Annotated in this window: 12 protein-coding genes, 1 other RNA gene and 1 pseudogene; 5 read left to right on the forward strand and 9 right to left on the reverse strand. The window is 50.9% G+C overall.

Annotated features, from left to right (window positions below):
- Positions 1–20: 20 nt before the first annotated feature.
- From nadR to serB, 3 genes are all read right to left on the reverse strand, one after another.
- Entirely contained in the window at positions 21–1,262 is a 1,242-nt protein-coding gene (nadR, locus tag U0008_RS18105; protein ID WP_043489321.1) for a multifunctional transcriptional regulator/nicotinamide-nucleotide adenylyltransferase/ribosylnicotinamide kinase NadR, read from the reverse strand.
- An 86-nt stretch (positions 1,263–1,348) separates the two neighbouring features.
- Positions 1,349–2,731: a DNA repair protein RadA gene (radA, locus tag U0008_RS18110; protein ID WP_025801158.1), complete on the reverse strand. Its 1,383-nt coding sequence runs from the start codon at positions 2,729–2,731 to the stop codon at positions 1,349–1,351.
- Positions 2,732–2,916: 185 nt separating this feature from the next.
- Positions 2,917–3,894, reverse strand: a complete 978-nt coding sequence (serB, locus tag U0008_RS18115; protein WP_025801157.1) for a phosphoserine phosphatase — start codon at positions 3,892–3,894, stop codon at positions 2,917–2,919.
- A gap of 111 nt (positions 3,895–4,005) precedes the next feature.
- On the opposite strand from serB, the gene U0008_RS18120 reads away from it, so the two are divergent.
- Positions 4,006–4,707, forward strand: coding sequence for a YtjB family periplasmic protein (locus U0008_RS18120; RefSeq protein WP_043489319.1), 702 nt, complete (start codon positions 4,006–4,008; stop codon positions 4,705–4,707).
- Between the two features lie 60 nt (positions 4,708–4,767).
- Here U0008_RS18120 and rnpB read toward each other — a convergent pair.
- Both rnpB and rsmI read right to left on the reverse strand, forming a co-directional pair.
- An RNA gene (rnpB, locus tag U0008_RS18125) (RNase P RNA component class A) lies at positions 4,768–5,145 on the reverse strand.
- A 25-nt stretch (positions 5,146–5,170) separates the two neighbouring features.
- On the reverse strand, positions 5,171–6,040 hold the full coding sequence (gene rsmI / locus U0008_RS18130) for a 16S rRNA (cytidine(1402)-2'-O)-methyltransferase (protein WP_040046162.1): 870 nt from the start codon (positions 6,038–6,040) through the stop codon (positions 5,171–5,173).
- 62 nt (positions 6,041–6,102) lie between these two features.
- Between rsmI and U0008_RS18135 the strand changes: the two genes are divergently transcribed.
- From U0008_RS18135 to dolP, 4 genes are read left to right on the forward strand one after another with little or no spacing between them, the layout of a single operon-like run.
- A complete protein-coding gene (locus tag U0008_RS18135; protein ID WP_043489317.1) occupies positions 6,103–8,154 on the forward strand; it encodes a penicillin-binding protein activator in 2,052 nt (683 codons plus the stop codon).
- A complete protein-coding gene (locus U0008_RS18140) occupies positions 8,112–8,522 on the forward strand; it encodes a YraN family protein (RefSeq protein ID WP_043489315.1) in 411 nt (136 codons plus the stop codon). Before U0008_RS18135 ends, U0008_RS18140 begins: the two co-directional genes overlap by 43 nt.
- Positions 8,523–8,561: 39 nt before the next feature.
- Positions 8,562–9,152, forward strand: coding sequence for a DnaA initiator-associating protein DiaA (diaA, locus tag U0008_RS18145; protein ID WP_025801152.1), 591 nt, complete (start codon positions 8,562–8,564; stop codon positions 9,150–9,152).
- Between the two features lie 10 nt (positions 9,153–9,162).
- Positions 9,163–9,759 (forward strand): division/outer membrane stress-associated lipid-binding lipoprotein, encoded by a 597-nt coding sequence (gene dolP / locus U0008_RS18150; RefSeq protein WP_025801151.1) that lies wholly within the window; start codon positions 9,163–9,165, stop codon positions 9,757–9,759.
- A 71-nt stretch (positions 9,760–9,830) separates the two neighbouring features.
- On the opposite strand, the gene mtgA is transcribed toward dolP, so the two are convergent.
- The 4 genes and pseudogenes from mtgA to U0008_RS18170 form a co-directional block, all read right to left on the reverse strand.
- Positions 9,831–10,532: a monofunctional biosynthetic peptidoglycan transglycosylase gene (mtgA, locus tag U0008_RS18155; protein WP_193764197.1), complete on the reverse strand. Its 702-nt coding sequence runs from the start codon at positions 10,530–10,532 to the stop codon at positions 9,831–9,833.
- 32 nt (positions 10,533–10,564) lie between these two features.
- Positions 10,565–11,218: an isoprenoid biosynthesis glyoxalase ElbB gene (gene elbB / locus U0008_RS18160; RefSeq protein ID WP_043489311.1), complete on the reverse strand. Its 654-nt coding sequence runs from the start codon at positions 11,216–11,218 to the stop codon at positions 10,565–10,567.
- A 309-nt stretch (positions 11,219–11,527) separates the two neighbouring features.
- Positions 11,528–13,949, reverse strand: a pseudogene (arcB, locus tag U0008_RS18165) (aerobic respiration two-component sensor histidine kinase ArcB).
- Positions 13,950–14,644: 695 nt separating this feature from the next.
- Positions 14,645–15,547, reverse strand: coding sequence for a tRNA modification radical SAM protein MnmL/YtqA (locus U0008_RS18170; RefSeq protein ID WP_043489301.1), 903 nt, complete (start codon positions 15,545–15,547; stop codon positions 14,645–14,647).
- Positions 15,548–15,854: the final 307 nt, after the last annotated feature.

Raw genomic sequence — 15,854 nt, forward strand, 5'->3', positions numbered from 1 at the left:
GACATTATCCCCTAAACGGGCTAAGAGCGCTCACCGCGCTCTCCCAACATCTGTTTCACCAGATCAACGCAGCGTAAAAAACGCTCGTCGTAGTCGGAGGATTCGACGCGCACAAATTCCATATTATTTTTTCGCAGCATCTGCTCAAGCAAATCCTGAAACTCGCGGCGTTCCGTCGAAGTTCCTAAACTACGTAGGCCATCAGCCACCCACGGCGTATTGTTTTCCAATAGAATAATTAGATCAAAGCGATATTCATCGATCAACGCCTGCACAAATGGGTGTTCACGGCCTTCATATTTTTTGCAAAACGCCTGAGTGGTCACAAAGTCGGTATCAATAAAAGCCACTTTATTCGCATACTTCACAGCAAAATCAATATATTGAGCGTGACCTAAGGCAATTTTGTCATAGTCAGAATATTGGAGCGCCATCTCATCGCCGCCAAGGTGTGAGAAGACATAATCGCGACCATATTCCCAAGCGCTGGTAGTATTAAAGATATTGGCTAGCTTATTGACCAGCGTCGATTTCCCGCTGGATTCACCACCGAGGATCGCCACGGTACGGACAAAGAAAGGTTTCACTTCGGTAGGGATATAGTCCCAATAGCGAAAGGGATCGTGACGGATTTGCCCACCGCTGATGTTCATAAACGAACGCTCAGGATCAATCAGCAAGGTTTCCATGCCAAAGAACTCGTGATACACCGGCGCATCTTGGCTATCACCCGAGTAAATCACGCTCGGAGTAATCCCGTTTTCTGCCATAAAGGCCTTCATGCCATCGCTCCACACTTTCCAGCCATGGGGATAAGGCTCAATCCCCTGTTCATCAAAGGAGTGAATACGAATATTCTTTTGATACTTGAAGGTCTGCAACAGCCAGCGAAGTCGATCGCTTACCGTTGGCTGCTGTGACATCGCGCTATTTTCAAACAGCTCACGATCGCGCGGTTCGTCATGGCACAAAATCACATGCAGCTCATCAACTTGGCTACATGCGCGTTGGATAAGATAGATATGGCCCGTGTGCAGCGGATAGAACTTCCCAAACACCACGCCGACGCTTTTAACCTTGCGCGGGAATTCAATATCGAGGAAGCGGTGAATCGCCTCAAGCTTTTGCGCACTCGGGCTTTTGATTTTCTCGTTTAGCAGTTGGCTTAGGTAGCCTTTGGTCATTCCGCTAGCGTCCGCCACCTGCTGCAACGTGCAGCCTTTTTGCTTAATGGCGGTTTTTAGATAATCAAACTGCGACATTCGCGCTTCCTCTGTTTATACCCAAAATAATTCAACTGACGGGTTTAGTTAACTAAACAAAAGTAGCACAAATGTCGCTGTAATCATCATAAATCTTGCAAGACATCCAAGGCGTCAGACAGCTTTTTCACCCCAAAAACCTGCATATTCGGCAACGGCTTTTTCGGCATATTGGCATGTGGAACGATGGCGCGTTTAAAGCCATGTTTTGCCGCCTCAGAAATACGCTCCTGACCGCTGGTCACGGGGCGAACTTCTCCCGCCAGCCCCACTTCACCAAAGACCACTAAATCCTGTGGCAACGGACGATCGCGCAGGCTAGAGACTAAAGACATTAGCAGTGCGAGGTCTGCGCCGGTTTCCGTCACCTTCACGCCACCGACCACGTTCACGAAAACGTCCTGATCCGCCATCTGCAAGCCACCATGACGATGTAATACCGCCAGCAAAATCGCTAAACGGTTTTGCTCTAGCCCCACCGCAACGCGGCGCGGGTTTGACATCATCGAGGTATCCACCAGCGCCTGAATCTCCACCAACAGCGGGCGCGTACCTTCCCATACCACCATCACAGAGCTTCCGGAGGTAATTTCTTCGCCACGGCTCAAGAAGATAGCCGAAGGGTTACTCACTTCACGCAGCCCCTGCTCTGTCATGGCAAATACGCCCAGTTCGTTCACGGCGCCAAAACGGTTTTTATGACTACGTAGGGTGCGAAAACGAGAATCCGCGTCCCCATCTAACAGCACGGAGCAGTCGATACAGTGTTCCAGCACTTTCGGCCCCGCCAGCGAGCCGTCTTTGGTTACATGGCCGACCATCACGATAGCCACGCCGCGCGTTTTAGCAAAACGGGTCAAATACGCCGCCGTTTCACGCACTTGCGCCACGCTGCCCGGCGACGATTGAATGTCTGCCATGTGCATCACCTGAATGGAGTCGATAACCATCAGCTTCGGCTGCTCTTGTTCCGCGATCAGGCAAATTTGCTCAATGCTGGTTTCTGACAGCATATTCAAGCCCTCAGTGGGCAGGCCCAAACGGTGCGCTCGCATCGCGACCTGCTGCAACGACTCTTCCCCGGTGACATATAGCGTTTTCATTTGCTGAGATAATTTACACAGGGTTTGCAGCAGCAACGTACTTTTCCCCGCGCCGGGGTTACCGCCGATCAGAATCGCACTGCCCGGCACCACGCCGCCGCCTAATACGCGGTCAAACTCAGCAAATCCGGTTGAAAAGCGTGGCAACGCCTCAAGGCTGATATCCGAGAGTTTTTGCACCTTGCTAACGCCGGCATCACCCGCATAGCCAGACAACCGTTCCGCGCGCGCCACCGCAGGCGAAGCCGCCAAACGTACTTCAGTAATGCTATTCCACGCCTGACAGGCGCTGCACTGCCCCTGCCAACGTGGGTAATCAGCACCACATTCGTTGCAGACAAAGGCTCGTTTAATTGCTTTCGCCACGGAGACTCCTAGAACGGTTTTAGTCACAAATAGATAGGGGGAATTCTAACAGGAGATGGGAGAATATTACTGTTTTTTTATACAGACTTTGCAGCGATGGCTCCGCTCTTTAAATAAGAAAGAGAGAGGAGAAGATACACCGTGCGTTTCTCCCCCTGATAGGGGGAGGCTGAAAGGGCGGAAAATTACCGCTCCTCGTGCTTCAAACTCGCACTCAGCACGCACAGCACGCCCATCAAATCAGCATGACGTATAGCCACCGAGGCCTGAGCATAGACTTTCGGCTTCGCATGAAACGCCACACCTAATCCTGCCGCCTGAATCATTTTTAAATCGTTGGCACCATCGCCAATCGCAACGGTTTGCGACAGCGGGATCTCCAATTTCTCGGCGAGTTTTATCAGTGTCTCGGCTTTGTACTGAGCGTCCACAATCGGGCCGATCACTTTGCCGGTAAGTTTACCATCCTTAACTTCCAGATGATTAGACACCGCATCCACCAAATCAAAACGATCGCGCAGGTGATCGGCAAAATAGGTAAAACCACCGGAGGCAATGGCCACATGCCAATCTAACGATTGAAGTTTACGCACTAAACTCGTCAAACCAGGCATTAGCGGCAGCGAAGAGCGCACCGTTTCTAGCACCGAAACATCGGTATCTTTAAGCTTACCGACACGCTCACGCAGGCTGGCTTTAAAGTCTAATTCGCCGCGCATCGCACGTTCGGTGACTTCAGAAACCTCTTCGCCCACACCGGCCAGCTTCGCAATTTCATCAATGCATTCAATTTGAATCGCGGTGGAGTCCATATCCATCACCAACAAACCGGGCGTACGAAGATGCGGAATTTTACCTAGCGTAGCAATATCCAGCCCTTGCTCATCGGCCAGCTTTTTCGCCCGCGACGGCAGGTTCCCCGCTAAACGGATCACCTGATAATCTTCAATACACCATGCCGTCACCACCACCATGGCTGCACCAAGGCGGCGCTGGAAGGCGCATAGCGCGGTCTTATCCAGATTGCGTCCATACAGAAGCCATCCGGTGTGACCTGCGCGATAATCTAACGGCATGACTTCGTCGCCGCTGAGAGAAAGGGGTAAACCCGGCCAGCGATAAATTTCTGCTGGCAAATCGCAATAAGTCAGACTGTTTGGCATAACAACAACTCCTTGGAAGACTTCATTTGCCACCACAAAACCGAGCATCAAGCTATCCTATCGGTAAGGCTTCTGGCAACATAAAGTGATAAACGTCTTATAGGGCTAGCTATGGTTAAGGCTAAAATTAAATTCAGGCTACACCGCACCGCTATTGTGCTGATTTGTTTGGCCTTATTGGTGCTTTTGATGCAGGGAGCATCCTATTTCAGTTTGAGCCACCAAATGGCGCGTTCTGAGCAGGTTGAAGAACTGGCACAAACGCTGGCCGAACAGGTTTCCGATCGCCTCATCCCGTTGATGAATACCGGCAATGACGATCCCGACGGCGACAAAATTACTCAGATTCTGAATCGACTGACAGAGCATAGTCGTATTTTAGACGCCAGTGTGTATGACGTTGATGGCACCATGATTGCTCGTTCCGGCGAGAAAGTGGCCGTTCGTGACAGATTGGCACTGGATGGAAAGCGCGCTGGCAGCTATTTCAATCACCAAATCGTGCAAATGATTAAAGCTAAAGATGGCCCAATTGGCTTTCTGCGCTTAACGCTGGATACGCATGTGTTAGCCACGGAATCTCAGCAGGTGGATAACACCACGAACCTGCTGCGTCTGATGATGTTACTGTCGCTGGCGATTGGCATTATTTTGGCACGCTCACTGCTACAAACGCGTCGTTCACGTTGGCAACAATCAACTTATTTACTGACCGCAAATACGCCGGTGGAAGAAGATCCTGACGATCAAAACGATGATGATTCTACCACCGAACGCCCTGACACATTGGAAAAAGAACCGAAGAAACCGTAATTAAGTCTCTGAATGCAAAAAGCCCCGCCAAGCATATGCTTCGCGGGGCTTTTTAACGAATGAGGGAGTTGACCGGTAAGCCGGGTTCTGTCGTGGACAGTCATTCGTCTAGGCCAGCAATCGCTCACTGGCTCAAGCAGCCTACCCGGGTTCAGTACGGGCCGTACCATGTGAACCCCTATTTGGCCTTGCTCCGGGTGGAGTTTACCATGCCACGGACTGTTGCCAGCCGCGCGGTGCGCTCTTACCGCACCCTTTCACCCTTACCTGATCCCACTTGCGTGGGCCATCGGCGGTTTGCTCTCTGTTGCACTTGTCGTAGGCTTGCGCCTCCCAGGCGTTACCTGGCACCCTGCCCTATGGAGCCCGGACTTTCCTCCCCTCCATCTGTCTCCCCGAAGGGGACGGCAATGAAGCGGCGACTGTCTAGTCAACTCCGCGGCGGATAATAGGGCATTACGCCCTATTTGTCACCCTCTGCATTCTCAAGCGCGTATTTATACAGCGCATTCTTCTTCACACCGTGAATTTCGGCGGCTAAAGCGGCGGCTTTTTTCAACGGCAGCTCTTTTTGCAGCAGTGCTAATGTACGCAGCGCATCGGCTGGTAATGCATCTTCATCGGCTTTATGGCCTTCGACGATCAGCACCATTTCACCGCGGCGACGCATATCATCTTCCAATACCCAGTCGAGTAACTCACCGACTGGCGCACCGTGAATGTTTTCCCACGTTTTGGTCAGCTCACGCGCTAACACCACGTAGCGGTCGCGCCCCATGACTTCAACCATATCTTTCAGGCTATCAATCAAGCGATGCGTTGATTCATAAAAAATTAGCGTGCGAGGTTCTTCTAACAAAGCCTGAAGCGTGTCTTTGCGTGATTTTGTTTTCGCAGGCAAAAAGCCTTCATAGCAGAAGCGGTCGGACGCAATGCCAGACGCGCACAACGCGGTAATTGCGGCACAGGCGCCCGGCAGCGGAACCACGCGAATACCCACTTCCCGACAGCGGCGAACTAGGTGATAGCCCGGATCGTTAATCAGCGGCGTGCCCGCATCAGAAACCAACGCAATGCTCTGACCTTCTTGAAGTTTTGCAATAAGCTGGTCTGCTTTTTGTTGTTCGTTATGGTCGTGCAAAGCGAATAGTCGAGCATTAATAGCAAAATGCTGTAGCAGTAGGCCAGTGTGTCGCGTATCTTCTGCTGCTATCAAATCGACCGCTTGCAAAGTATCCAACGCTCGCTGGGTAATATCACCGCGATTCCCGATTGGCGTAGGAACGACATACAGCGTTGCAGCAGAAATTACAGCTTGATCGTCTTGATTCATTGTTTCATCCGGTTTACCGATTTAATATTGAGCATCTTTGAAAAAACTGCACTGGATACAGTATGCTTTCCTCACTCATTGTCCGCACCAAGTCCGGACGCATTATCCCCGTAGTTCTCGCCGCTATGTTAATGGCTGCGTGCTCGGGACAAGCTCCACAGACGCCTGCGGCAAATATTCAGGCTGAAGCATCGGCTTCATCCGAATACTATCTGCAACAAATGCAGCAGAGCAGCGATGATAACAAGGCTGACTGGCAATTACTCGCCATTCGTTCCCTGATCCGCGAAGGAAAGCTCCCACAAGCGGCGGAATTGCTGGGCAAACTACCGCAAGAGCTAACTGATGTCCAACGTCAGGAACAGCAGTTAGTTAGCGCTGAGCTCAGCATCGCGCAAAAAAACATGCCTAACGCTTCAGCGATTTTAGCCAAGTTAAACGTCGACTCGCTTTCAAATAGCCAGAAAGCCCGCTACTACCAAGCGGTTATCGACGCCAGCCAAGGCAAAGCCTCACTGCCGGTTATTCGCGCCTATATTGCTCAAGAACCTTTGCTCAATGACAAACATCGTCTGCAAAATATCAATGGCACTTGGGCTGCATTAACTCAGCTAACGCAGGCCGATCTGAATAGTCTGGTGATTAACGCCGACGAAAATATTCTGCAAGGCTGGCTGGATTTGCTGCGTCTGTATCAAGACAACAAACAAGATCCAAGCCTGCTGAAAGCCGCGATCAAAGATTGGCAAACTCGCTATCCAAACAATCCGGCCTCCAAAGTCTTACCAACCGCGCTGGATAACGTGCTGAATTTCAAACAGGCATCAACCTCAAGCGTTGCCCTATTGTTACCGCTAAACGGTCAGGCACAGGTTTTCGCTAACGCGATCCAAGCAGGTTTTAACGCCGCTAAAAATGGCGTTATCACCCAAAGCGCGCCAAGTCAGAGTCAGCCACAGCCAGCGGCAGCCCCAGACGATGCCAACGCCGCCCAGCCAACCAGCACCGATCCTAATGCTAACGGCGCAGTTAGCACCAGTGGAGCAGCGCCCGTTGCAGAAGCTGCACCAGCAGCCGCGCAAACCGACGCTGACGGCATGCCTGTTGCCCCGATCGTGCCGCCGTCTGCCAGCAATGCGCAGATTAAAGTGTATGACACCAGCTCTCAGCCACTACCCGCCCTGCTCGCTCAGGCTAAGCAAGACGGTGCGACGTTAGTCGTTGGCCCACTGCTGAAAGAAAACGTGGATCAGCTCTCCGCTGGCAGTACGCCGTTAAATGTACTGGCGCTGAATCAGCCAGAACAGGTGCAAAACAATCCCAATATCTGCTACTTCGCGCTGTCTCCAGAAAATGAAGCACGCGACGCGGCTAAACATATTTGGGAGCAAGGCAAACGTACTCCGCTCATTTTGACCCCACGTGGCTCATTAGGCGATCGCGTAGCGAAAGCCTTTGCGCAGGAATGGCAGCAACTGGGTGGTTCAACCGTGTTACAACAAGGCTTTGGCTCAACGGGTGAACTGCGTCAGTCAATTAACGGCGGCACAGGCATTCGCATGACTGGGCAGCCCGTGATGGTGGCCTCAGCCTCACAGCCTCAATCCGTGACCATCGCGGGTTTAACTATCCCTGCGCCCCCGGCTGATGCGGGTGCCGTTTCTACCTCCAGCGGTAAAGTCGATGCGGTATACATTATCGCCACGCCTGCAGAACTAACGTTAATTAAGCCGATGATTGATCTGGCTAACGGTTCGCATAGCGGATTAGGCCTGTACGCGAGCTCACGCAGCTACCAAGCAGGTTCTGGCCCTGATTTCCGTTTAGAAATGGACGGATTGCAGTTCAGCGATATTCCATTGCTGGCGGGAAGCAACCCAGCGTTGTTGCAGCAAGCCGCTGCTCAGTTCAAAAATGACTACTCTCTGGTTCGCCTGTATGCCATGGGTGCCGATGCTTGGGTGCTGGCAAATCACTTCTCGCAGATGCGCCAGATTGGTGGTTTCCAATTGAATGGCTCCACCGGTGTTCTCAGTGCAGACAGCAACTGCGTCATCAACAGGAAGTTGCCATGGCTCCAGTACCGTGCAGGAAGCATAGTGCCGATGCAATAAGTAGGAAAAAAGTAGACCGACGCCAAATTGGTGCGCAGTATGAAATGATTGCGCGCCAATACCTTGAACGTGCCGGACTTCATTTTTACGCCGCTAACGTCACGCTACGTGGCGGCGAGTTAGATCTTATTATGCGCGATGGCGAAACGTGGGTTTTCGTTGAAGTTCGTTATCGTCGCACCTCTCTTTATGGCGACGCGGCTGCGTCAGTCAGTTACACCAAGCAACGCCGGTTGTTGCACAGCGCAGCAATCTGGTTGACGGAACGCGGTGGCAGCTTCGACACCACGGATTGTCGCTTTGATGTTTTGGCAATCACCGGTAGCCAGTTACAATGGTTGCCAAACGCATTTGCAGCGGCCGAATAATTTCGCCCGCCGCGCCTTGAACCAATGGACAATTTTACCGTGCTGGAAAGAATCAAAGGCTGTTTTACAGAAAGTATTCAAACTCAGATTGCTGCGGCTGAAGCCTTGCCTGACGCTATTTCGCGTGCAGCAATGACGCTGGTACAGTCATTACTGAACGGCAATAAAATACTCTGCTGTGGTAACGGCACCTCTGCCGCAAACGCCCAGCATTTTGCCGCCAGCATGATCAACCGTTACGAAACCGAGCGTCCAAGTTTACCGGCGATTGCACTAAATGCCGATAACGTGGTCTTAACTGCCATAGGCAACGATCGGCTGCATGATGAAATGTATGCCAAACAGGTTCGTGCACTCGGCCATGCAGGTGATGTGTTACTGGCAATTTCAACGCGCGGGAATAGCCGCGATATCGTGAAAGCCGTGGAAGCCGCGGTAACCCGCGATATGACGATTGTGGCACTGACAGGCTATGACGGCGGCGAACTGGCCGGTTTACTTGGCCAGCAGGATGTGGAAATCCGCATCCCTTCACACCGTAGCGCACGCATACAAGAAATGCATATGCTTACGGTTAACTGCCTTTGTGACTTAATTGATAATACGTTGTTCCCCCATCAGGATGATTGAAGGAGTCTCGATGACTAAGCGTTCCCCGTTCACCCGCTGTTTTCCTATCGCATTTGTTGTAGTGAGTGCGCTATTGCTCCAGGGATGTATCGCCGCTGCCGTTGTTGGCAGTGCTGCCGTGGCCACGAAAACCGCCACCGATCCCCGCAGCGTAGGGACACAGGTTGATGATGGTACGCTCGAAGCTCGCGTATCAAATGCGCTAGGCAAAGATGCACAGCTGAAGAAAGAAGCGCGTATTGTTGCTACCGCCTATCAAGGCACCGTTCTCTTAACCGGTCAGGCACCAACGGCAGATCTCGGCGCTCGCGCCAAACAGATAGCCATGGGCGTTGACGGTACAACATCGGTCTACAACGAAATTCGTACCGGCAAACCGGTGAGCTTGGGGACAGCCTCAAGCGATACATGGATCACGACGAAGGTTCGCTCTCAGCTGTTAACCAGCGATGCGGTTAAATCCTCTAACGTCAAAGTAACGACGGAAAATGGTGAAGTGTTCCTGCTGGGCTTGGTCACGCAGGAAGAAGGCCAAGCAGCGGCGAAAATCGCCAGTCAGGTTAGCGGCGTTAAACATGTTACGACGGCATTTACCGTTTTGAAGTAACACCCAAAAGGCCATAATAAAAAACCCCGTTGATACGGGGTTTTTTATTTATTGATTCTGTTAACTCAAGCCTAATACAGCTTATTCTGTTTCAGATAACCTTCACCACCAAGCTGTCTCATTTGGCGTAAAATCCACTGCTGGCGTCGTAAAACATAGCCTGAAGGTGCCTTGGCACTAAACCGATGCGGATTAGGCAATACGGCGGCTAAAAGAGCGGCTTCAGATGCAGTAAGGCGACTGGCTGGTTTATGGAAATAGCGTCTGGCAGCTTCTTCAACGCCAAACACGCCGGGGCCAAACTCCACAATATTCAAATAGACAGTTAATATGCGACGCTTAGTCCACACTACTTCGGTGCCCAGTGTCAGCCCAGCCTCTAATCCTTTACGTACCCAACTGCGGCCATCCCATAAAAACAGATTCTTAGACGTTTGCTGGGAAATCGTTGATGCGCCACGCACGGGCTTATCCCCTTTGTCGCCGCCATCGATGACAGATTCAATCGCGCCAAGATCAAAGCCCCAATGTTGAGGAAACTTTTGATCTTCAGCCGCAATCACGGCTAACGCCATATAGGGAGAAATTTCATCCATCGGCACCCAATCTTGATGGGCAACGTAGCCGAAATCGCCGCTAAGCCAAGCGCCCAACTGGCGCTCAACCATCACCGCGGAAAATGGAACTGGCAAAAAAGCAAAGATAACAATCCCCGCAGCCCACACACCAACCACGGCGAGAACTGCTCTGACCGCCCAAAAGCGCAGTCGCATCAACAAGCCATTTCCCTGCCCGTGCCGCCTCTTCATTCAGTCAGTTCCAGTACCCGCGCAACCAGTTTATCAATCCCTGCTGCCGCTTCGCTGATAGAGTTTGCGAGCATATAGGCAGGTGTTGTGACAACTTTCTGCTCTAAATCAACCACGATGTCATCCACCGGGCAAACAACGTGTTCACCACCCATCTTATCGATGGCCTCAGCGGTATCAGGATCGTTGCCAATCGTTAAACGCGTATGCACGCCTAACAATTTAGGCAGCATGGTTGGTGCAATGCACATAAAGCCCAGCGGTTTACCCGCCTGATGCAGCTGCTGGACCAACCGTTGCAGATCGGCATCAACGGAACATTCAGCGCCCTGCACGGCAAACGTACTCAGATTTTTAGCCGCGCCGAAACCACCGGGAACGATCAACGCGTCGAGTTCTTCTGCGTTAGCTTGGGAAAGCGGTTTGATATCACCTCGTGCGATACGCGCAGATTCCACTAACACATTGCGACTTTCGTGGCTCTCATCACCGGTCAGATGATTAATCACGTGCATTTGAGGCTTATCCGGAGCAAAAAAGTGAACCTGAGCGCCTGCGCGATCCAAGGCTAGCAGAGTTAAAACCGACTCATGAATTTCAGCACCATCAAAAACACCACAGCCACTCAAAACCACACCGACTTTTTTCATTTCTTTCTCCAAAAAATGGTGACTCAGCATACTTATTCAACACTTAACAAAGTTAAAGGTATGCATGCTAAGCATTAGAAACATTTAACAGTTTGCTTTTTCTCAATGCAAAGGAACATTTTTACTGGAATTTTCCTAGTAACTATCTAGAGTTAAGTCAATCCTTAAAACGTTTGTATTAGGAAACACTAGGCTGCATCACACATTTTAATGAATCAACTAACACGCAGTAAAACATGTTGGTATGTTGGTTCGGCTTCGCGTGAAACTCATAAGTTATGTTTACGCAATTGCTTCAAGGCAATACCTTTAGAAAAACTTAAGCGTAGACACCCTGTTTCCCTGGTGTTGGCGCAGTCGTTGCGCACCCCAGCCTAGGCTGGGGTCATTTTTTCTATTTCTTGGTCGCTTTATCCGCCCAATCTCTCAACACTTTCACGTCATGACGCCATTCATGTTTGAGCTCATCAACCCACTCCTGAACGTTGTCCCACCATGCAGGCAATGATGACGTTTGGATCTGCTGAGCAACCTGCTGTAAATGGCGTAAACCGACCGACCCCGCAGCGCCTTTGATCTTGTGACCTTCCTCAGTAATGCCTTTCTCATCGCGAGCGGTCATATTGGACTCAAGAACCGCCAAATAGCCTGGCATCATTTTTTCAAACATCTCAACGCTTTGATAGATGAGTTGCGGCCCGACTAAATCAATGTACTGTTGCAGCATGTCAGTATCTAAAAGGTCTTCGGTATTGTGGGTCACTTTTTTACTCTCCACCTTTTTCTCCTTAGCCTTCGGCGCTTCATCCCAGAACTTCTTGATCATGGCGGTTAGAGCCGGAACCGATAGCGGTTTGCTCAAGACATCATCCATGCCAGCATCAAGATATTCTTTCTTGTCTTTCAGCACGTTAGCAGTTAACGCCACCAGCGGTGGCAAATCATCATAGTGCTCACATAAATTGCGAGCGATATCCAACCCCGTCATATCTGGCAACTGAATATCAAGCAGCACCAGATCGTATTCACCCGGCGTAAACATATCCAACGCCTGTTGTCCCGTCATCGCAACATCAACGCTATTGCCTAGTTTTTCCAGCACGGAACGCGCCACGATAACGTTTAATTCAATGTCTTCCACCAACAGCACATGCAGCGCTGGCAGCGGTAACTCAGCATCTTCCGGCTGTGGTGATAGCGCCTCCTCCACCACAGGTGCATCAATCGAGAGCGTGAAGCATGACCCTTCCCCCGGCGTGCTGCGAACCACGATATCGCCGCCCATGTTTTGCGCTAAACGCTTGGAAACCGCAAGACCAATACCGGTGCCCGTTGCGGGTTTACCACCATTCTGATCTTTCACCTGATAGTACATGGCAAAGATTTTATCTTGTTCATCCTGCGGAATACCGATGCCGCTGTCCTTCACTTCAAAGAACAATTTCCCATCGTTTTCACACCACACTTTCACGTTTACGCCGCCTTTCTGGGTAAACTTGACCGCGTTACCGATCAGATTCCACAGGATTTGGCGCAGCCGCGTGCCGTCTGCCAAAATTTTATGCGGTAAATTAGGCTGTGGCTCTAAAGTGAAGTCCAGTTTTTTCGGCTGCACCAGCAGCCCAGAGAGGTTCTCTAAGTCCGTCAGGAAGCCGGTGAAATCTATCGGTTGGTTATCAAGCTGAACCTTACGTCGTTCCAGCTTATCCATTTCGATAATATCGTTGAAAATATTGCCGAGGGTAATGGCGCTCACATGAATGGTTTTAAGGTAGTTAAGCTGCTCTTGATTCAGCTCGGTGTCGAGTAAAATGCGGCTCAGCCCCACGATACCGTTCAGCGGGGTACGTAGCTCATGGCTGATGGTGGAGATAAAGGTGGTTTTGTCGCGGCTGGCGTTTTCTAACGCATCCTGATAACGCTTACGCTCGGTGATATCTCGGCCAAAGCCCATTAAGCCATGGCGCTTGCCGACGCGATCATAAAACGGCACTTTGCGCAGCTCAAAGCAAGCTTTGCGTCCATCGGGATAAACGAGCCATTGCTCATAGGTCAGCGAGACGTTATGGCGGAAAACTTTCTCATCGGTCTCAATCACTTTCTTGGCGATATCTTCATCGTAAACATCACCCGGCTGTAAGCCAATCAGCTGTTTTTCACTCTTGCCTGTCAACAGTTCCATGGCGCGGTTACAGCCGGAAAACTCTTCATTTTCATTACGGTAGTAAACCAGATCGGGCGAAGCATCCAAGAAAGAGCGTAACAGCGCCGACTGCTGTTCTAGTTCGATTTGCGCTTGTTCACGCTGATCGATTTCATGCTGCAAAGTATCGAGCACCTGCAAACGCGCTTCTTCAGCTTTAACGCGCTCGGCGATTTCCTGATTCAGTTGAACGATATTATTTTTTAGCTGCTGATTAAGCTCAAGATCGCGATAGCGCATCTCTTCCAGCTTATTCACTAATTTAGACAGGCGTTGGCGTGACTCTTCCAACTGTTCCACGACAACGGAAAGAAAATACACGGCCCATGGCGTGATCAGCAAACCAAAGAATACCGAGCGGACAACGTCGATACTCTCAACTTGCCCGCGCAAAAGCATCGTGACGGCCATCTGCACCACGATAGCTAATATAACCAGCACCGAAGCCAACAGGATGGAAAAGCGCACCAGCCCCAGTTTTACCATTAAATCGACGTAGTACTGGGCTAATACCCGAATTTGCTTCATGTGCAACTCCCTTGGATTACGGTCTTTTAAATCATACCGTAAAACGATTGTTAAGGGAGATTGGAGTTAAAGGAGTATGGATTACTTAACAGCCCCCCACCCTAACCCTCCCCTTCGCAGGGGAGGGAACTGTTCGGTGATGTTTATATGAATCTCGCTCGGCCCCTCCCCCTGACAAGGGGGAGGCTGGGATGGGGGCAGTCTGATATTTATCCACCCTAACTCTCCCCTTCGCAGGGGAGGGAACTGTTCGGTGATGTTTATATGAATCTCGATCGGCCCCTCCCCCTGACAAGGGGGAGGCTGGGAGGGGGCAGTCTGATATTTATCCACCCTAACCCTCCCCTTCGCAGGGGAGGGAACTGTTCGGTGATGTTTATATGAATCTCGCTCGGCCCCTCCCCCTGACAAGGGGGAGGCTGGGATGGGGGCAGTCTGATATTTATCCACCCTAACTCTCCCCTTCGCAGGGGAGGGAACTGTTCGGTGATGTTTATATGAATCTCGATCGGCCCCTCCCCCTGACAAGGGGGAGGCTGGGAGGGGGCAGTCTGATATTTATCCACCCTAACCCTCCCCTTCGCAGTGGAGGGAACCGTTCGGTGATGTTTGTATGAATCTCGATCGGCCCCTCCCCCTGACAAGGGGGAGGCTGGGAGGGGGATGTGGCAATATTAGAGGCGAGGGAATAATAATTACAATGCTGAACCCTGCCCCCCAAACTCCAGCATATAGCGATTTAACTCCACCATTCCCGTCCAGCGATTCTCGCACCATAACGGTGCTAGCAACGTTGGCCGGCGGGCGCTGGCGGAAATGCGGTGGTAGACGATATCCATCGGCGTATGGCGGATCATTTCTCCCGCGATGTTCACATACTCTTCCAGCGGGAGTTCACGTAAGCGCCCCGCCTGCCAAGCCTTCGCCATGGTGCTGCCGGTAACGATATGCAGCGGATGCAGCTTAATTCCGTCCACACCGGTTTCAACTACGCGATCCAGCGTCTGCATACATTCATCTTTCGCTTCGCCGGGCAAACCAACAATCAGATGGCTACACACTTTCAAACCACGCTCACGCGCTGCACGCGTGGTTTTTTGATAACAGGCAAAATCATGCCCGCGATTGATGCGTTTTAGGGTTTTATCCTGTGCGCTCTGCAAGCCAAGCTCGAGCCACACCTCATAGCCTTTATCGCGGTACTCGCTCAGCAAATCCAGCACGCTATCCGGCACACAGTCTGGGCGAGTGCCCACGCAAATCCCAACCATATCTGCCTGCTGCAATGCCTCTTCATACATGTTCTTCAACGTACAGACTTCTGCATAAGTACTCGTATAGGCCTGAAAATAAGCCAAGTAACGATTCGCTCGGTTTACCTTGCGTGCCTGCGCGGCAAGCTGCTCGGCAATACTCTGGCGCTGCATTTGTTCGTCGGCAAATGAAGCAACGTTGCAAAAAGTACAGCCACCGCGCCCTAAAGTGCCGTCACGATTTGGGCAATTAAAACCGCCATGAAGGGTAAGTTTATGAATTTTTTCACCATAGCGGCGCTGAAGATCGGCACCGAACATATTCACGAGTTGCTGCAACTGCATAATCTAGGAGGTCGCCTGTACACATCACGAAAAAACTGAGGGCGCAGATCCTACCGCATACTGCGATAGCCTGCGCTGATAGAGATCAATCACACCCCCCATCACCACATAGAATAAAAAATCACTATTAATGATAATAAATTCAATCCATCGATAATGAAGAATTCTTATTATTTTCAAGCTGCTGACACAATGATGTTGCTGAGATGAAAAATAGTGATAACCAACGCGAAAACTTAATTTTACAATACAATTCACTATTAAAGTGAATTGCTCTAGCACGGTGCATAAATAATAGCCTTGCACT

Origin of the sequence: Hafnia alvei (genome assembly GCF_034424155.1) — a bacterium.
Taxonomy (GTDB): Bacteria; Pseudomonadota; Gammaproteobacteria; order Enterobacterales; family Enterobacteriaceae; genus Hafnia; species Hafnia alvei.